The 18,487-nt window shown below is 66.2% G+C and carries 10 protein-coding genes and 1 pseudogene; 7 read left to right on the top strand and 4 right to left on the bottom strand.

Annotated features, from left to right (window positions below):
• Window positions 1–80: 80 nt before the first annotated feature.
• Window positions 81–1,085, top strand: a pseudogene (locus ACP7C5_RS13475) (DNA topoisomerase IB).
• Window positions 1,086–1,095: 10 nt separating this feature from the next.
• A complete protein-coding gene (locus tag ACP7C5_RS13470; protein ID WP_426264652.1) occupies window positions 1,096–2,358 on the top strand; it encodes a mechanosensitive ion channel family protein in 1,263 nt (420 codons plus the stop codon).
• A 41-nt stretch (window positions 2,359–2,399) separates the two neighbouring features.
• Here the strand turns inward: ACP7C5_RS13470 and putA are convergent, their stop codons facing one another.
• Entirely contained in the window at window positions 2,400–5,390 is a 2,991-nt protein-coding gene (gene putA, locus ACP7C5_RS13465) for a bifunctional proline dehydrogenase/L-glutamate gamma-semialdehyde dehydrogenase PutA (protein ID WP_426264842.1), read from the bottom strand.
• A 162-nt stretch (window positions 5,391–5,552) separates the two neighbouring features.
• Here putA and ACP7C5_RS13460 point away from each other — a divergent pair, with 162 nt between their 5' ends.
• The 3 genes from ACP7C5_RS13460 to ACP7C5_RS13450 all read left to right on the top strand — a co-directional run bounded on the left by ACP7C5_RS13460 (window position 5,553) and on the right by ACP7C5_RS13450 (window position 8,305).
• Window positions 5,553–5,987: a MaoC family dehydratase gene (locus ACP7C5_RS13460; RefSeq protein WP_165954571.1), complete on the top strand. Its 435-nt coding sequence runs from the start codon at window positions 5,553–5,555 to the stop codon at window positions 5,985–5,987.
• Window positions 5,988–6,176: 189 nt separating this feature from the next.
• Window positions 6,177–7,355 carry an acetyl-CoA C-acyltransferase gene (locus tag ACP7C5_RS13455; protein WP_189676732.1) on the top strand — a complete coding sequence of 393 codons (1,179 nt, stop codon included), beginning with the start codon at window positions 6,177–6,179 and terminating at the stop codon, window positions 7,353–7,355.
• A gap of 470 nt (window positions 7,356–7,825) precedes the next feature.
• The gene (locus tag ACP7C5_RS13450) at window positions 7,826–8,305 is read left to right on the top strand and encodes a pyridoxamine 5'-phosphate oxidase family protein (protein WP_426264651.1); all 480 of its coding nucleotides are present in this window, start codon (window positions 7,826–7,828) and stop codon (window positions 8,303–8,305) included.
• Window positions 8,306–8,374: 69 nt separating this feature from the next.
• On the opposite strand, the gene ACP7C5_RS13445 is transcribed toward ACP7C5_RS13450, so the two are convergent.
• Window positions 8,375–9,607, bottom strand: a complete 1,233-nt coding sequence (locus tag ACP7C5_RS13445) for a polyhydroxyalkanoate depolymerase (RefSeq protein WP_426264650.1) — start codon at window positions 9,605–9,607, stop codon at window positions 8,375–8,377.
• 132 nt (window positions 9,608–9,739) lie between these two features.
• On the opposite strand from ACP7C5_RS13445, the gene ACP7C5_RS13440 reads away from it, so the two are divergent.
• Window positions 9,740–11,554 carry an ABC transporter transmembrane domain-containing protein gene (locus ACP7C5_RS13440; protein ID WP_426264649.1) on the top strand — a complete coding sequence of 605 codons (1,815 nt, stop codon included), beginning with the start codon at window positions 9,740–9,742 and terminating at the stop codon, window positions 11,552–11,554.
• Window positions 11,555–11,671: 117 nt separating this feature from the next.
• The gene (locus tag ACP7C5_RS13435) at window positions 11,672–12,829 is read left to right on the top strand and encodes a saccharopine dehydrogenase family protein (protein ID WP_426264648.1); all 1,158 of its coding nucleotides are present in this window, start codon (window positions 11,672–11,674) and stop codon (window positions 12,827–12,829) included.
• A gap of 115 nt (window positions 12,830–12,944) precedes the next feature.
• On the opposite strand, the gene ACP7C5_RS13430 is transcribed toward ACP7C5_RS13435, so the two are convergent.
• Together ACP7C5_RS13430 and ACP7C5_RS13425 are read right to left on the bottom strand one after the other, a co-directional pair.
• The gene (locus ACP7C5_RS13430) at window positions 12,945–15,296 is read right to left on the bottom strand and encodes a ribonuclease R family protein (RefSeq protein ID WP_426264647.1); all 2,352 of its coding nucleotides are present in this window, start codon (window positions 15,294–15,296) and stop codon (window positions 12,945–12,947) included.
• Between the two features lie 81 nt (window positions 15,297–15,377).
• Window positions 15,378–18,419, bottom strand: a complete 3,042-nt coding sequence (locus ACP7C5_RS13425; RefSeq protein WP_426264646.1) for a TonB-dependent receptor plug domain-containing protein — start codon at window positions 18,417–18,419, stop codon at window positions 15,378–15,380.
• Window positions 18,420–18,487: the final 68 nt, after the last annotated feature.

The following is an 18,487-nucleotide window of genomic DNA, read 5'->3' as shown; positions in this document are numbered from 1 at the left end:
CTAAGTGTTCCGGCGGCTTAACCATCGGGAGGGCCAGCCCGTTCCGGAACGTTGCGATGGCCCGTGCATTCATAAGGGCCATGACGAAGCTTTCTTACCACGACGACAGTGACCCTGGTATTACACGCAAGGCCGTGCGCCATGGCTGGGGCTATTATGATGTCGATGGTGCGCGCATCACCGAGCGCGACGAGATCGACCGGCTGAACGCGATCGGCCTGCCCCCCGCCTATCGCGATGCATGGTACTGCCCGAGCCCGACCGGCCATATCCAGGCGGTCGGCTGGGACGAGAAGGGTCGCAAGCAATATCGCTATCACGTCGATTTCCGCGAGACTTAGGAAGCGGCCAAGTACGAGTTGTGCGCGCCCTTCGGCCATGCGCTGCCCAAGCTGCGCGCACGCGTCGCCGCCGACCTCGCCAAGCGCGGGATCGGCAAGGATACCGCGGTCGCGGCGGTCGTCCGGCTGCTCGATCTCGGCAAGGTCCGCATCGGCAACGAAGGGTATGTGAAGGCGAACAAGAGCTTCGGCGCGACCACCTTGCGCAAACGGCACGCAGCGCTGAAGGGCCAGTCGCTGAAACTCCAGTTCAAGGCCAAGTCGGGCAAGCTGCGCGTGCTGACGATCACCGACGGATCGCTCAGCCGCTTCGTCAAGCGCTGCCAGGATCTCCCCGGGCAGCACCTGTTCCGCTGGGTCGACAGCGACGGCGAGGCGCATCCGGTCACCTCGTCCGACGTCAACGCCTATATCCGCGAGGCGATGGGCGCCGATTTCACCGCGAAGCATTTCCGCACATGGAGCGCGAGCGTGCTCGCGTTCGAGGCGCTCGCCGGCGCGACGCACGACATCAGCCTCAAGACGATGTTGCTCCCCGTCAGCGAAGCGCTCGGCAACACGCCCGCGATCGCGCGCAAATCCTACGTCCACCCCGCTTTGCTCGCGCTCGCCAAGGACGGACAGTCCGCGTTTCGTGAAACGCTCCGCCTGCCGCGCAGCACGCAGCACCTGAGCCGCGCCGAACGCGGCTTGCTCGCTTTCCTCGAACAGGGCACGCCGCCGTCTTCCGCGAAAGCCGCCTGAGAAGTTTTAAATGACCGTCAAGAATAGCACTTCGATCCTGCCGCCGATCCGCGTCCAGGATTTCGACGAACAACTCCGCAGCCTGATCGGCACGACCTATCGCTGGGCCGCGACACATTGGCTCCAGCTCATCATTGCTGTAGGGATGGCCAGTCTGCTCGTGTTCGCGATGCATTTCGTGCGGCGTATCGCGCGCAAATACTGTGCGCACCCCAAGCAATCGCGACGCTGGGGCGCGATCGTCGCGCGGGCGGTGCTTGCGACGGGCAACACCTTCATGGTGGTGGCGGCGGTCAAGCTCGTCAGCGCGGGCAATTTCGCCGGCACGCCGCAAGAGGTGCGCGCGACGATCAACTTCGTCTGGATCCTCACCGCCGGCTATCAAGGCGCGATCTGGGCGCGTGAGATCATCATCGGTGCGATCGAATATCGCACCGCCGACGAGCATTATTCGGGCGAGGCGATCGGCAGCGCGATGGGGATCATCCGCATCCTCGTCGGCTTTGCCGTGTTCGCGATCGCCGCGATCGTCGTGCTCGACAATCTGGGGGTCAACGTCACCGGCCTGATCGCGGGTCTCGGCGTCGGCGGCATCGCGATCGGTCTGGCAGCACAAGGCATCTTTGCCGATCTGTTCGCGGCGCTGGCGATCATCTTCGACCGCCCGTTCCGCCGCGGCGACGCGATCAGCTATGACAAATCGTCGGGTACGGTCGAGGCGATCGGCCTCAAGTCGACGCGCATCCGCGGCGTCACCGGCGAGGAGCGGATCGTCGCCAACAAGCAATTGCTCGAGAAGGAAATCATCAACAACACGCAGCGCGAATATCGCCGCGTGGTGTTCACGCTCGGGCTGGTGCAATGGACGCCGATCGAGACGCTCGAGGCGCTGCCGACGATGATCAAGGCGGTGGTCGAGGACAAGGGCATGAAGTTCGTCCGCGCGGGTTTCACCACCTTCGGCGCGAGCAGCTACGATTTCGACGTCGAATTCGATTCGCCGAGCGCTGCGTTCCAGGAATTCTACGACGCGCGCCATATGGTGGGGCTGGCAATCATCCGCTGCCTCAACGATGCGGGGATCAGCCTCGCTTATCCCACGCAGACGAGCTTCACCGCCGCGCCCGACCGCGAGATGGTGCTGCCTTATGCCGCGACCGACCCGCGCCCGGCTGCGGAGAAGGCCGAGCCGACGCCCGTCCCCGCCCACCGCCAGGGAACGGGCGCGACGCCGAGCGACTCGGCGGTCGATGGTGATTCAGGCCACAGCTAACCCGCCGTCACCCCGGCCTTGTGCCGGGGTGACGTAGCGGCTCAGATCCCGCCTTCGTCGAGGCTCAGCAACGTCGCATTGCCGCCCGCGCTGGTCGTATCGATCGACACCGCGCGCTCGACCACGAAGCGGTGGAGGTAATGCGGCCCGCCCGCCTTTGGCCCCGTCCCCGAAAGCCCCTCGCCGCCAAACGGCTGCGACCCGACCACCGCGCCGATCATCGAGCGGTTGACGTAGAGGTTGCCGACTTGCGCCAGCGCCTCGGTCTCGTCGGCAGCGCGCGCGATGCGGCTGTGGAGCCCCATCGTCAGGCCATAGCCCTTGGCGTTGACCGCCGCGATCGTCTCGGCAAGCTTGCCCGCCGGCCATGTCGCGACGTGCAGGATCGGCCCGAACCATTCCTGCGTCAGATCCTCGATCCGATCGAGCTGCACCAAAGTCGGCGGAACGAAGAGCCCGTCGGCGGGCGCATCCAGCGTCTTCACCACGCCGGCGCGCGCGCGATACGCCATCAGCTTGTCGTACGCCGCCTGGTCGATCACCGGGCCGACATCGGTCGCCGGATCGGCCGGATCGCCGAGCCGCAGCGTGTCCATCGCGCCCTTCAGCATCTCGATCGTCGTGCCCGCGATCTCCTCCTGCAACAGCAGGAGGCGGAGCGCCGAACAGCGTTGCCCGGCCGAGCGGAACGCCGATGTCACGACGTCCGCCACGACTTGCTCGGGAAGCGCGGTCGAATCGACGATCATCGCGTTGATCCCGCCGGTCTCGGCGATCAGCGGGACGATCGGACGGGTGTCGTCCTCGAGCAGCGACCGTGCGATTTTCCGCGCGGTGGCGGTGGAACCCGTAAAGGCGACACCCATCACGCGCGGATCGGCGGTGAGCGCGGCGCCGACTTCGGGGCCGCCTGGGAGCAGGATCAGCGCGTCCTGCGGCACACCCGCCTCATGCGCGAGCTCGACTGCGCGCGCGGCGATGCGCGGCGTCTGCGGCGCCGGCTTGGCGACGACGCTGTTGCCCGTAACGAGCGCGGCGACGGTCTGGCCGAGGAAGATTGCGAGCGGGAAGTTCCACGGCGCGATCGTCGCCCACACCCCGCGCCCGTCGAAGCGCAGCACGTTGCGCTCGCCGGTCGGCCCGGGGAGTTCGATCGGCTGGAGACCATCGCGCGCCTGCTGCGCGTAGTAGCGACAGAAGTCGACCGCCTCGCGCACTTCGCCGAGCGCATCGGGGATCGTCTTGAAGGCTTCCTGGACGCAGATCGCCATCAGTTCGTCGCGGTGCTGCTCGAGCAAATCGGCGAGCCGATCGAGGCAGGCGGCGCGCTGGGTGACGGGGGTGGCCGACCAGGCTGGGAACGCCGCATGCGCACGCGCGACCTCATCTCCCCTCCCGCTTGCGGGAGGGGTTGGGGGAGGGAAGTGCGAAACGGTCGGAGTCGCGCTGGAGGCACGCCCCTCCCCTAGCCCCTCCCGCAAGCGGGAGGGGGATTCGACCGCCGCAACCGTCTCGCGCAACACCACCCGGTCCGCCAGATCGAGCCCGGCGCTGTTCCGCCGCCCCGCCCCGAACAGATCGACCGGCAACGGAATGCTCGGATGCCGCGCGCCGCCGACTGCCGCAATCTTCGCCACCGGGTCCGCGAGGATCTCCGCCTCGGTCAGCCGCTCGTCCGCCAACTGATGCACGAACGACGAATTCGCCCCATTCTCGAGCAACCGTCGCACCAGATACGCCAGCAAATCGCGATGCCCGCCAACCGGCGCATAGACCCGGCAATGATAGCCATTCTCGCGCACCATCCGCTCGTACAGCCCGTCACCCATGCCGTGCAGCCGCTGGAACTCGAAATCGCGGCTGTTGCCCGCCCATTCCATGATCGTCGCAACGGTCAGCGCATTGTGGCTGGCAAACGCCGGGCGGATATTCGGCGCATCGAGCATGTCGCGCGCCACCGCCAGATACGACACGTCGGTCGCCGCCTTGCGCGTGAACAGCGGGTAATCCGCCAGCCCCTCGACCTGCGTGCGCTTGATCTCGCTGTCCCAATAGGCGCCCTTGACCAGCCGCACGTTCATGATGCGATCGAGCGCGCCCGCCCACGCAACCACCGGCCGCGCGCGCTTGCCGTACGCCTGAACCGCCATGCCGAACCCGTCCCAGCCCTTGAGGCTCGGCAGTGCGGCAACGGTGCCGATGATATCGAGGCTCATCTCGAGCCGCTCGCTCTCCTCGGCATCGACAGTGAGCGCGATGCCCTTGCTCGCCGCCTGCAGCGCAAGCGCCTCGAGCATCTCGGTCAGCGCCGGCACGCATTCGTCCCAGCGCGACACTTCATAGCGCGGGTGCAGCGCCGACAATTTGACCGAGATCGAATGCCCCGCCGCCGGATCGAGCCCGACCGCGTCGACCGCATCGGTGTAAGCGCGGAAATAGCGCTGGGCATCGTCATGCGTTCGCGCCGCCTCGCCGAGCATGTCGAAGCTTGCGGTAAAGTTCTTGTTCTCGGGCTTGCGCATCCGCTTCATCGCTTCGTCGATCGTGCGGCCCATCACGAAGATCTCGCCCATCATCCGCATCGCCGCGCCGACCGCCTGCCGCACGAACGGCTCGCCCGCGCGGCTGATGAGACGGCGGAGCGAACTCTGCGTCTGCCCGTCGCCAACGAGCGCACGGCCGACCACCAATCCCCAGGTCGCCGAATTGACGAGCGTCGAGTTCGACTTGCCCGTGTGCGCGCGCCAATCGGCATCGCCGAGCTTGTCGGCGATCAGCAGATCGGCGGTCTCGGGATCGGGCACGCGCAGGAACGCCTCGGCGAGCGACAGCAGCGCCACACCCTCGGACGAATTGAGCCGATATTCCTGCAGAAACTGGTTCACCCACCCTTTTCCCTGCGCCGCACGCAGGTCGGCGAGCAGGCCCAGCGCATGTCCCATTACCCGCTCGCGCGAATCGGGCGTGAGCGCGGCACGGTCCAGAAGCGACTTTAGAACATCGGGTTCGCTCGCCCGGTGCAAAGCGCCCATGGATTTGCGGGCTGTGGACGCTACGTCAAAGGTCATGTTCCGGTTTCCGGTCAGGGTGAGACTTGCGCGCGGCGTGCGTGAGTGCCATTTGCCGGCGCGACGTCGCCTATGCGACGAATTTGCTTTCAGGGGAATGCCGTGACGACTGTTACAGCTCAGGAAATGACCGGCCGGATCGGTACCGAACAGGTGTCCGACTGGGTCGAGGTCAGCCAGGAGATGATCGACAAGTTCGCAGACGCGACGGGCGATCATCAGTTCATCCACGTCAACCCGGCAATGGCCGCGATGACGCCGTTCGGCGGGACGATCGCGCACGGCTTCCTCACGCTGTCGCTGATGCCGCTGCTGTCGTCGAAGATCATCGATCCGGTGACCATCGAGGGCGTGAAGATGGGGATCAATTACGGCGGCAACAAAGTCCGGTTCCTCCAGCCGGTCCGCTCGGGCAAGCGCGTGCGCGGTCGCTTCAAGCTGCTGAGCTTCGACGAGAAGCGCCCGGGCCAGTGGCAGCAGACCAACGAATTCACGGTCGAGATCGAAGGCGAGGAAAAGCCCGCGATGATCGCCGAATGGATGTCGCAGATTTTCGTTTGAACGGTCGCGGCCTTTGGCCCTCTCCCGCTCTTCGCGGGAGAGGGTTGGGTGAGGGCCTTCTTCTCGTCGACGCCAGAAAGAGAAGAAGACCCTCACCGACTGCGACTAGGCCCGCCGGAAGACGGCGGACCAAGTCTCCGTAGCCTCTCCCGCGAAAGCGGGAGAGGCGTTGCAAGAAGGAAGAAACTCATGCGTTCCGCCGTCATCGTCTCCACCGCCCGCACCCCGATCGGCCGCGCGTACCGCGGTGCCTTCAACAACACCCCCGCCCCGACGCTCGCGTCGCATTCGATCCGCGCTGCGGTCGAGCGCGCCGGGATCGAGGGTGGCCTCGTTGACGACGTCGTATTCGGCTGCGCGCTCCAGCAGGGCCACCAGGCCGGCAACATCGCGCGCACATCGCTGCTGCGCGCCGGCCTTCCCGTCACCGTGCCGGGCATGTCGGTCGATCGCCAGTGCGCCTCGGGCCTGATGGCGATCGCCACCGCCGCCAAGCAGATCATCACCGACAACATGGACATCACCATCGGTGGCGGCGTCGAGAGCATCAGCCTCGTCCAGACCCCGCAGATGCGCGTCGCACCCGATCCCGAGCTGATCGCGATGCACAAGGACGTCTACATGTCGATGCTGGTCACCGCCGAGACGGTCGCCAAGCGCTACAATATCAGCCGCGAAGCGTGCGACGAATATGCGCTCGAATCGCAGCGCCGCACCGCCGTCGCGCAGGCCGCCGGCTATTTCAATGCTGAGATCGTCCCGACCAGCGCAAGCATGGCCGTCACCAACAAGGAGACCAAGGAGGTCACCTACAAGGACGTCACGCTGTCGAAGGACGAGGGCAATCGCCCCGAAACGACGCTCGAGGGCCTGCAGGCGCTGCAGCCGGTGATGGGCCCGGGCATGAACGTGACCGCGGGCAACGCCTCGCAGCTCTCGGACGGCTCGTCGGCGTCGGTGCTGATGGAAGAGAAGATCGCCTCGCAGCGTGGCCTCCAGCCGCTCGGCCGCTATGTCGGCATGGCGGTTGCCGGCACCGAGCCCGACGAAATGGGCATCGGCCCCGTCTTCGCGATCCCCAAGCTGCTCGAGCGCTTCAACCTCAAGATGGACGATATCGGCCTGTGGGAGCTCAACGAAGCCTTCGCCGTGCAGGTGCTCTATTGCCGTGACAAGCTCGGTATCCCGAACGAGCTGCTCAACGTTTCAGGCGGCGCGATCTCGATCGGCCATCCCTACGGCATGACCGGCGCACGTGCGACCGGCCACGCGCTGATCGAAGGCAAGCGTCGCGGCGCGAAGTATGTCGTCGTGACGATGTGCATCGGCGGCGGCCAGGGTGCGGCCGGGCTGTTCGAGGTCCTGTAATTGAAATAGGCGCCGGATTCGGCTATGACTGCGTTGGCGATGTCATAGGCGCCTCTCATAACGAGCCCCGGTCGTGCTAGCGGCCGGGGCTCAATACGTTTGGGGCTCGGCTGCTAGACCGAGCCCCGCCCGTGCACCCTAGTCTTTGCTGGCTACCTCGATGATCTTCAGGACTAACGTCCCGAAGGCGAAGAGCACGCCCAGGATCAGGCACAGATCGGCGACCGTCATAGGTACACCTCTCATCTAGGCGGCCGAATTGCCGCCAACGATGTGAATAATATCGATTTTTGCGGTCCGCAAATGTCGACAGAGCTAGCCGCAGTCAGCGGGGGAAGCAGCATGAGATAATCCTCTAATGCTCAGCCGCGCGCGACCGTCATTCACCGCCGTTCATTGCCTAAGATGCGCGGCAACCAACCGCGCGTTCCGTCGTTTCTCTCCCGAACCATCCTTCAGGAGAAACCCACATGGCCGACACGCACGAAATCACCCAGACGCTCTGGAAGAAGATGGCCGACAGCCCGTTCCTGATGGTCGGTCTGGCCGACGGATCATCGCACAGCGAGCCGCTCACCGCGCAGCTCGACAAGGATCTGGTCGACACGCTGTTCTTCTTCGTCGGCAAGGACAATCGCCTGATCGGCGGCGGCAAGGTCATGGCGCAGTTCGTGTCCAAGGGTCACGATTTCTTCGCCTGCATCGCCGGCACGATCGCGCAGGACAATGACCGCGCGATGATCGACAAGCTGTGGAACAAGCAGGTCGAGGCCTGGTTTCCGGGCGGCAAGGAAGATCCCAACGTCGCGCTGCTGCGCTTGAAGATCGACAATGCCGAGCTGTGGGAAACCGACATCTCGCTGTCGGGCCGCCTCAAGATGCTGTTCGGCGGCACGATCAAGTCCGACGAAAGTGGCAGCCACGCCGTCGTGAACACGACCGCAGCCTAACCAAAACATTTCGGCCCTGTCTTCACCGAAGACAGGGCCGATCCAGTACTTGCGATGAAGCGCGCGGCGTCAGCCGTGCGCTTTCATCCATTCCTCGACCACCGGCGCGACCTTGTTGCGCCACTTCGATCCGTTGAAGATGCCATAATGCCCGGCGCCCTCGGCCATGTAATAGCGCTTCTTCGCGTCGGGCAGGCTGGTCGCGATCGTCAGCGCAGCCTTGGTCTGGCCGAGCCCCGAAATATCGTCCTTCTCGCCCTCGATCGCCAGGATCGCGATGTCGGTGATCGCGGCAGGGTCGACCACACGCCCGCGGTGCGTCATCGTGCCCTTGGGCAGCGCATGATCTTGGAACACGACGTCGATCGTCTGTAGGTAGAATTCGGCGGTCATGTCGCAGACCGAGCGATATTCCTCGTAGAACGCCTTGGTCGAGTCGGCCTGGAGGTCCTCGCCCTGGACGAGATGTTTGAACAGCCCGTAATGCGACATCATGTGGTTGCCGAGGTTCATCGACATGAAGCCGGCAAGCTGCAGGAAGCCCGGATAGACGCGGCGACCCGCGCCCGGATAGTTGCCCGGGATCGTCGCGATCACATTCTGGCTGAACCAGCTGTGCGGCCGCTCGGTCGCCAGCGTGTTGACCGCAGTCGGCGCCTCGCGCGTATCGACCGGCCCGCCCATCATCGTCAGCGTCTTGGGGCGGCACGGGTTCTTGTCCGCGCTCATCACGCAGGCAGCGGCATAGCACGGCACCGACGGCTGGCAGACCGCGAGCATGTGCGTACCGCCCTGCCCTTCGTTCGGGCCAATCGCCTCGAGGAATTCGATCAGATAATCGACATAATCGTCGAGATCGAACTTGCCCTCGCTCAGCGGCACGAGCTTCGCATCGCGCCAATCGGTGATGTAGACGTCGGCAACAGGCAGCATCCGCTCGACTGTGCCGCGCAGCAGCGTCGCATAGTGTCCCGACATCGGCGCGACGATCAGCAGCTTAGGGCCGCCCTCGATGCCGACACGCCGGAAGCGTTTGAGTTGTCCGAAGGCTTTGCGCAATACCACGTCTTCGACAATCGCCACCTCGGCGCCGTCGATCGTCGTGCTGTCGAGCCCGAAGGCGGGCTTGCCGCGGGGCGCCGCGGCATGCGCGAACACCTCGAGCGCGGAGCCCAGCACCGCGCCGCCGCCAAAATAGGCGAAGGGATTGGCAGGGTTGCTGAGCAGTCCGGCACTGAAATCGGCCATGGCGCTGGCGCCTGCCAGCATCGACTTCTGCATTTCGTAAGCGTTGTAGAGCATACCGGACTTTCTAGCAGACAATCGTAAATGTCAAAATACTGTCTATGCTGCGCTGCGGCAAACAGCAATGCCGGGTTTGCCGCAATTCCGTAGCGGATTGAGGCAGGGTCTGGCGCCTGCTACGCACCGCAGATGGTCGAAACACAACCCGCCGCCGTCCCGATCGATCCTACCGTCGCGCAGCCCCGGCCGAGCGGGCGAAAGCTCGCCAGCCTAGCGATGGTGTGGCGCTACACCTCGCGCTATCCGCTCCAGCTCGCGATTGCGCTGGTGGCGTTGCTCGTCACGTCGACGACGACGCTCGCGACATCGTGGAGCATCAAGTCGGTGATCGACCGCGGCTTCACGCACGGCGCCGGCGACATCGCGCATATCGACCATGTCTTCTACGATCTGCTCGGCCTCGTCGTCGTCCTCGCGATCGCGACCGCGATCCGCTTCTACTTCGTGTCGTGGCTCGGCGAACGCACCGTGGCCGACATCCGCATCGCGGTGCAGGCCAACCTCTTGCGGCTCGCGCCGCGCTGGTTCGAGGAAAACCGTCCGTCCGAAGTCGCCTCGCGGCTGACCTCGGACACCGCGCTGATCGAAGGTGCGGTCGGCACGACGGTGTCGGTCGCGCTCCGCAATGGGCTGACCGGGATCGGCGGCGTGATCCTGCTGTTCGTCTTCGCGCCGAAAATGGCCTTGTCGATCGTGATCGGCGTGCCGCTGATCATCCTGCCGATCATGCTGCTCGGCCGCCGCGTGCGCAGCCAGTCGCGCGCGAGCCAGGACCGCATCGCCGATATCGGGTCGATGGCGGTCGAGACCTTCACCGCGATGAAGATCGTGCAAGCCTTCGGCCAGGAAGCACGCGAGGAGGCGCGCTTTGCCTCTGCGGTCGATCGCAGCCTCGATGCCGCCAAGCGCCGGATCGCGACGCGCGCGATCATGACCGCGCTGGTGATGGGGCTGCTGTTCGGCGCGGTCACGCTGCTGATGTGGTCGACCGTCGGCGACGTCGCCGCCGGGCGGCTGTCGGCCGGGTCGCTTGCGGGCTTCCTCGTCACAGCGACGCTGGTGACGGGCTCGTTCGGCTCGCTGACCGAAGTCTATGGCGATCTGCTCCGCGCCTCGGGCGCGGCCGAGCGGCTGTCCGAGTTGCTCGCCGAAGTCCCCGAGATCCGCGCGCCTGCGCAGCCGACGACGCTTCCCGTGCCCGCGCGCGGCACGCTCGAATTCGATCATGTCGAGTTCCGCTATCCGACGCGGCGCGATGTCGCCGCGCTGCACGATTTCTCGCTATCGGTGAGCCCCGGCGAAACCGTCGCGATCGTCGGCCCGTCGGGCGCTGGCAAGACCACTTTGTTCCAGCTGATCCAGCGCTTCTACGACCCCGAGGCGGGCAGCGTGCGCATCGACGGCGTCGACTTGCGCAGCGCCGACCCCGCCGAGGTCCGCGCCCGCATCGCGATGGTGCCGCAGGAGACGGTGATCTTCGGCGCGTCGGCGCGCGACAATCTGCGCTACGGTCGCTGGGACGCGCCCGACGACGCGCTGTGGGCGGCGGCCGAGGCGGCCAATGCTGCTGAATTCCTCCACAAGCTGCCCGAAGGGCTCGACACCTTCCTCGGCGAGGGCGGCGCGCGGCTGTCGGGTGGCCAGCGCCAGCGGGTCGCGATCGCACGCGCGCTGTTGCGCGACGCGCCGATCCTGCTGCTCGACGAAGCGACCAGCGCACTCGATGCCGAAAGCGAGCGACTCGTCCAGGAAGCGCTCGAACGCCTGATGGCAGAGCGCACCACGCTCGTCATCGCGCACCGCCTCGCAACGGTGCGCGCCGCCGAGCGGATCATCGTGATGCGCGAGGGCCGGATCGTCGAGCAAGGCAACCACGCCGCGCTGATTGGCGAGAGCGGCCTGTACGCGCGACTCGCGAGCTTGCAGTTCAGCGAAGCGGCGTAAGCCTTAACCGTCACCCCGGGCTTGTCCCGGGGTCCACCGTGCCGCACACTCCGGCCGTCGGGACATGCAGCCCGGTGGCCCCCGGGATGAACCCGGGGTGACGAGGGAGAGCGCACCATGGCCAGAGACTTCGACATCATCGTTTATGGGGCCACGGGTTTCACCGGCCGCCTCGTCGCCGAATATCTCACGCAGATCGGCGCGCAGCGCTGGGCGATGGCGGGTCGATCGCTGTCGAAGCTGCAGGAAGTCCGCGACCTGATCGGCGCCCCCGCCGACACCCCGCTCGTCACCGCCAATTCGGATGACGCCGCCAGCCTGCGCAGCTTGTGCGAACGCACCAAGGTCGTGCTCACCACCGTCGGCCCGTACCAGCTCTATGGCAACGACCTCGTCGCGGCCTGTGCCGAAACCGGCACCGCCTATGTCGATCTGTGCGGCGAACCAGCGTGGATGCGCCACATGATCGACGCGCATCACGAGACCGCCAAGCGCACCGGCGCGCGGATCGTCTTCTCGTGCGGGTTCGATTCGATCCCGTTCGATCTCGGCGTGCTCGCGCTGCAGGACGCTGCCAAGGCCAAGTTCGGGCATCCGATGCCGCGCGTGAAGGGCCGCGTGCGGAAGATGCAGGGTGGCGCGTCGGGCGGCACAGTCGCCAGCCTCAAGGCGACGCTCGCCGCCGCCGCCAAGCATCCCTCGATCCTCGGCCTGCTCATCAATCCGTTCGCGCTCACTCCCGGCTTCGAGGGGCCAGCACAGCCCAAGGGTCTGCTCCCCGAATATGACCGCGCGATCGAGGCATGGGTCGCGCCGTTCATCATGGCGCCGATCAACACCAAGAACGTCCACCGCACCAACTTCCTGCTCGGCGAGGCGTATGGCGCCGACTTCGTCTATGACGAGATGATGGTCGCGCCGGGGATCGGCGAGATGGGCAAGGCCGCCGCCGAGGCGATCGCGCGGATGAACCCGCTCAGCAGCGACAAGGGCCCCAAGCCCGGCGAGGGCCCCTCGCCCGAGGAACGCGACGCGGGCTTCTACGACCTGCTCTTCATCGGCGAAGGCGCGGGCGGCGAGCGGATCGACTGCGTCGTCACCGGCGACAAGGATCCGGGCTATGGCTCGACCAGCAAGATGATCGCCGAGACGGCGTTGTGCCTGATCGAAGATGTCGCGGGAGAAGGCGGCATCTGGACGCCGGGCGCGCTGATGGGGAAGGTGCTCGCCGACCGCTTGCAGGCGAAAGCGGGGCTGACCTTCCGCGCCGGATGAGCTCGCGCCGTCGCCCCGGCGCAGGCCGGGCCCGCTCGGATGCGCGCGCCCGGCCCGAGCACGCCCCATCGGGCCGGCCCCGGCCTTCGCCGGGGCGACGATGGTCGGTGGCCCCCTAGCGCTTCTTCCCCTGGTGCCGAATGTTCGTCGGGCGCCCGCGATGCTTGATCACGCGCTTGGGGCGGCGGTCGTCGCTTTCGACGCGCGCTCCCCTGCCCTCGACCATCTCGAAGCGCAAAGCCCCCGACACCGGGTTCGCCTCGGCCAGCCGTAGCTGGAGCTTCTGCCCGCTGGCATAGACCGTCCCGCTCTGGTCGCCGATCAGCGTGCGGCTGGCTTCATCGAAGCGGAAATATTCGCCGCCGATATCGCGCACCGGCATCAGCCCGTCGCCGCCAATCCCCTCGACCGTCGCGAAGAAACCGAAATTGGTCACGCCGGTGATCCGCGTCTCGAGCACCTCGCCGACCTTCTCCGACAGATACGCCGCGACATAGCGGTCGATCGTGTCGCGCTCGGCCTCCATCGCGCGACGTTCAAGCATCGAGATGCTCTCGCCGATCTTTTCCATCGCCGCGGCTTCGCCTTCGGTCAGCCCGCCCGGCCCGAGATCATAGGCCGCGACTAGCGCGCGGTGGACGAGCAGATCGGCATAGCGCCGGATCGGCGAGGTGAAGTGGCCGTAGCTGCCGAGCGCGAGCCCGAAATGGCCCATATTGGCGGGGCTATAATACGCCTGCGTCTGCGTGCGCAGCACTTGCTCCATGATCTGCGGGCGTTCGTCGCGGTCGATCACCTGGTCGAGGATGTGATTGAAGGTGCGCGGCTGGACGACCTGGCCGAGCGCAAACTCGATCCCGAAGGTCTTGAGATAGTCCTTCAACGCGACGAGCTTCTCGCGGCCGGGCTGTTCGTGGACGCGGTACATGACGGGGGCCTTCTTCGCCTCGAGCGCCTTGGCAGCGGCGACGTTGGCGGCGATCATGTAATCCTCGATCAATTTGTGCGCATCGAGCCGCTCGCGCGGTGCGACCGAGAGGATGCGGCCCTTCTCGTCGAGCATCACGCGGCGTTCGGGCAGGTCGAGATCGAGCGGCGCGCGCGCGGTGCGCGCTTTGTTGAGCGCGTGCCAGCACGACCAGAGGGGGAGGAGGGCGGCGAGAATTTCATCGCTGCCCGAATCCCCCTCCCGCTTGCGGGAGGGGCTAGGGGAGGGGCGTGCCTCAATCCCATCGTCCGTCGCGTGGACAGGCCCTCCCCCGACCCCTCCCGCAAGCGGGAGGGGAGCAGAAGGAGCAGAAGAAGCGTGATGCGCATCCACCATCGCCTGCGCATCCTCATACGCCAGGTTCGCCGCAATCCGCACCACGGCACGTGTAAAGCGCCAGCTCTTGAGCGCCCCATCCTTCCCAATCCGCAAATGGCACGCCAGCGCCGCGCGATCGACGCCCTCCTTCAGCGAACACATCTCCGCCGAAAGGCTCTCCGGCAGCATCGGCACGACGCGATCGGGAAAATACACGCTGTTCCCACGCCGCCGCGCCTCGCGATCGAGGCTAGCCCCCGGTCGCACGTAGAACGACACATCGGCAATCGCGACGATCGCCTTCCACCCGCCATCATTGGCGGGATCGTCATCGGGCGCCGCCCACACCGCATCGTCATGGTCACGCGCATCGGCCGGGTCGATCGCGACGATCGGCAGATGGCGCAGATCCTCGCGCTTGTCGCCGAGCGGCTGCGCGGCCACGCGCACCGCCTCGTCGAGCGTCTCGGACGAGAACACGTCGGGAATACCAAGCTTGTGGATCGCGATCAGCGAGAAGCTGCGCGGCGCGAACGGATCGCCGAGCACCTGCGTCACGCGCACCGTGATCCGCGGCGGCCGTCCCGCCATCTCGGCAAGCACCAGATCGCCGACCTGCGCCTCGCCCGCGTCGGACACCTGGAACTCGCGCCGCTCCTTCTTCTCGACGCCTTGCAGCCAGAGCGCCTTGCCCTCCTGGCGCAGCACGCCGAGCACCAGCTCCTCGCCCTTGGGCAAGGTCTTCATCGGATGCGCGATCAGGCCCTGTCCGGCCTCCTCGGTCCGCGCGAGCACGCGGTCGCCGACGCCGAGCGCGCCATTCTTCTTCTCGCGCACGCGCAGCTTCGGCGCGGGGGTGGCGGCTTCCCACCGCTCGGGCACCGCCCAGACGTTGCCGCTGTCATCGACATCGACGATCCGCAGCACCGTCACCTTGGGCACCCCGCCCATCTTGTGAAACGCGCGGCCGGGGGCGCTGTCGATCAGCCCCTCATCGGCCATGTCCTTCAACAGCGCTTTCAGCAAAATCTTGTCCTGCGCGGTCAGCCCGAAGGCGCGCGCGATCTCGCGCTTGCCCGCAGGCACGTCGCTCTCGGCGATGAAGGCGAGGATCTGGTCGCGGCTGGGCAGACCGGGGGTGCGCTTGGTTGGCTTGGGCATCGGATCAGCGATACGCCACCCAGCGCCAAACGGCAAAGGGCGCGGCGTCCGACCCGGACGCCGCGCCCTCCGCCCCCAGTCTCAGAACTTCTGCGAGAAGCCGACCTTGGCGGTGAAGCCGAGCGGGTTCGCCGTGAACGGATCGTAATTCTGGTCGAGCCGCGCAAACGGCGGCGCCTTGTCGAAGATGTTGAGCGCCGACAGCGTCAGCGTCGACCCCGTCCCGCGCAGCGACAAGCGATAGGTTGCATCGAAGGTCGCAAACGGCTTGATGTTCTTGCCGCCGGTGACCGACGCCCCCGCCAGCGCCCCGGCGTTGGGCCCGAAGATCGCGGTCCCGCGCTGGTCGGTATAGCCGTCGATATAATTGTACTGGACGCGCAGGCTGTGCCCGCCGACCGCTCCCTGGACATAGGCCGTGCCCTTGATCTGCGGGATCGGATACGCGGTCGTCTGATAGTTGAGCAGGCCGACGCCATCGAAGGTCGGCTGGACGACGACGCCCTCGACCGTGATGTCCTTGGTCTTGTACTCGATCACATAAGTCCCGCTGCCGCCGAACTCGAGATTGGCCGCGCCGAGCCCGAAGCGATACGCCGCCTGCAGATCGAGCCCCGAGGTCGTGACGTTGGCGCTGTTGATCGTCTGCGTGCGCAGCCGCTGGACGTTGCCGATGCCGCAGCCGGCCCCCGTGAAGGTGAAGCGCGCCTGCAACGCGGCAAAGGCCGCATTGCCGCAATTCGCGGTGCCGGTCGCACCGAACAGCGCATTGACCATGCCCTGGATCGGCTCGCCCTCGATCGGGCCCTTCAGCTTGTAGCGATAATAATCGAGGCTCGCGCTGAACCCGCCGCTGTGGAGCAGGATGCCTGCGCTGTAGGTCGTCGCCTTTTCGGGCGAGAGGTTGGGGTTGCCGTTGATGTCGACCGCACGGAACGACGTCCCGATGATCTGCAGCGCGGTCAGATTGCCCGACAACTGCTGCGCCGGAGGGCCGCGGAAGGTCGTCCCCGCGCCACCGCGCAGCGCGAGCCAGTCGGTGACTTGCAGCCGGATGCGGCCTTGCGGATTGAAGGTCGAGCCGACGCGCCCGCCATAATCCTCATACCGCGCCGAAAGCTGCAGGTTGAGCCGGTCGAGCAGCGGCACTTGCAACTCGCCGAACACCGCCTTGATGTCGTTGCTGGTCGACAAATTGGCGTTGGTACCGAGGAAGCCGAGCGCGCCGGTCTGCTGCGTGCACGTCGCCGCCGGGTTGAGCGGCGAGCCCGGGCACGGATTGACCGCGATGTTGCTGTCGTTGTTGTACAACACCGAATAGTCGTTGCGGCGATATTGCGCCCCGACCGCGAAGCTCAAATCGCCGCCCGGCAGCCGCAGACCTGTCTTGCCGCTGAGCACGAGATCCCCGACGAGCAGCCGCGTGGTGTAGCGCGTGTTGGTCGTACGGAAGAAATTGTCGAACGTCGGCAGATCGTTGATCAGGCCCGCGCCGGGGGTCAGGCTGAACCCGGTAGGATTGCGCGTTCCGGCATAATTGGGGTTCGCCGCATTGCTCACGCCGTTCGCCGCGACCGCGGTCGAGAACGGGTTGAAGAAGGTGCAGCCGTTGGTCCCGGCGAGTGCCGTGATCTGGGCCGTCGACAGGCCGGCGCGCGACTGCGGCGTGGCATAGGCGCAATTCGCGCCGCCAAAGCCCGCCAATGCGTTCTGCAGCAAGTCGCCGAACGTGTCGGTGCCTTCGCTTTCGCGATAATATTCGGAATAGGTGAAGCCACCGGTCAGATTGAGATCGGGCGTGACATCATAAGACAGGTCTGCGGTGAAGCGCATCTCTTCCGACACGCGCTTCGAGTATGCCGAGCCGCGGTCATCGCCATTCCGACCGCGAAACAGGGGGTTACCGCCGAGCAAGGCCGGCCGGAACAGCACCGGGAAAGCGATCGCCGGGGCAAGCGGCACGCCGCCCGCGGTGACGCAGCCCGATGCCGCCCCATAGAGCGTGCAATAATCGCGCAGCGCCGGGGCATAGGTCGGGATGACGAACAGCCCTCCCCCGCCGCTCGCCGCGTTCACCGACGGCGGCAAGGTCGGCAGATAGGTCGGCGAGGTGGTGATCCGCGTCGAGCTGTAGCCGTACAGCGCGCTTGCCGAGAATTTGAGCGTGTCGGCCAGCTGGATCGACGTGTCGACATAGGCCTGGAGGCGATCCTCGGGCTCGACCAGATTGCCGAACTGGCCGTAATTGTTGAAGCAGCGATCGGTCGTCGATCCGGCCTGGCTGCGGAACCCGCCAAGGCCCTCGCACCCGAGGTCGCGGACGAAATTGGCGGTCCCGCCGAACCCGAAATTGCCCGGATTGCCGCCGCCGGTGTAGCCGCCTTGCGGGTTATTCGCATAGGGTTGGACCGTGAAATCGCGATCGGTGGTGCGCAATTCCGAGCGGTGTTGATAGCCGACCGAGGCGAGCACATGCAGCGGGCCGCTATTGTGCCCGAAGCTCAGATTGGCGGTGTAGTCGCCCGACGATCCGCGGATGTAGCGATAATCGCCCGAGGCGAGGAAGCCCTTCTGGTCGGTGCGGGTAATGAAGTTGACGACGCCGGCGATGGCATCCGACCCATAGGTCGCCGCCGCGCCGTCCTTGAGCACTTCGACGCGGCCGATCGCACCCGACGGGATGAGGTTGACGTCGACGATCGGGATACCGCCGCCGACCGCGACGAGGCGCTTGCCGTTGAGCAGGACGAGTGTGCGCTGCGGGCCGAGGCCGCGCAGATTGACCGAGGCGACGCCTTCATTGCCCTGGCTGCGGCTGTCGAACTGGTTGGCATCGCCGATCACGCCGCTCGAGGTCGGCAGGTTCTTGAGCAAGTCGACCGCGCTCGGCGTGCCCTGGCGCGACAGTTCCTCGCTCGAAATGACATCGACGGGGATAGCGGCGTCCTCGGGGGTGCCGCGGATCAGCGATCCGGTGACGACGATATCGGGGCCGGTCTGTTCGTCGGCGGGCGCACTCGGTCGCGGCGGTGGCGGCGCCCCCTCCTGCGCCGCGACCGGCGAAGCAAGGCCGATCGACAAGGCAAAAAAGGCACACGACGTCAAATGCCGCGAACGAGGCATAGCATCTCTCCCCTAAAGGTCAGAGCACTGATCGGCTCCGTACCCGAAGCTCGAAGTGACTCCGAAAC

It is taken from the genome of Sphingomonas sp. PWP1-2, from assembly GCF_049898305.1.
In the GTDB taxonomy this organism is placed as follows: Bacteria; Pseudomonadota; Alphaproteobacteria; order Sphingomonadales; family Sphingomonadaceae; genus Sphingomonas; species Sphingomonas glacialis.
The sequence above is the reverse complement of the archived record's forward strand: the minus strand, read 5'-3'. Positions and strand labels throughout refer to the sequence as shown.

Coding starts and splice junctions, on each gene's coding strand:
- ACP7C5_RS13470 (WP_426264652.1), top strand. CDS start 1,096: ATGACCGTCAAGAATAGCACTTCGATCCTGCCGCCGATCCGCGTCCAG.
- putA (WP_426264842.1), bottom strand. CDS start 5,390: ATGGGCGCTTTGCACCGGGCGAGCGAACCCGATGTTCTAAAGTCGCTT.
- ACP7C5_RS13460 (WP_165954571.1), top strand. CDS start 5,553: ATGACCGGCCGGATCGGTACCGAACAGGTGTCCGACTGGGTCGAGGTC.
- ACP7C5_RS13455 (WP_189676732.1), top strand. CDS start 6,177: ATGCGTTCCGCCGTCATCGTCTCCACCGCCCGCACCCCGATCGGCCGC.
- ACP7C5_RS13450 (WP_426264651.1), top strand. CDS start 7,826: ATGGCCGACACGCACGAAATCACCCAGACGCTCTGGAAGAAGATGGCC.
- ACP7C5_RS13445 (WP_426264650.1), bottom strand. CDS start 9,607: ATGCTCTACAACGCTTACGAAATGCAGAAGTCGATGCTGGCAGGCGCC.
- ACP7C5_RS13440 (WP_426264649.1), top strand. CDS start 9,740: ATGGTCGAAACACAACCCGCCGCCGTCCCGATCGATCCTACCGTCGCG.
- ACP7C5_RS13435 (WP_426264648.1), top strand. CDS start 11,672: ATGGCCAGAGACTTCGACATCATCGTTTATGGGGCCACGGGTTTCACC.
- ACP7C5_RS13430 (WP_426264647.1), bottom strand. CDS start 15,296: ATGCCCAAGCCAACCAAGCGCACCCCCGGTCTGCCCAGCCGCGACCAG.
- ACP7C5_RS13425 (WP_426264646.1), bottom strand. CDS start 18,419: ATGCCTCGTTCGCGGCATTTGACGTCGTGTGCCTTTTTTGCCTTGTCG.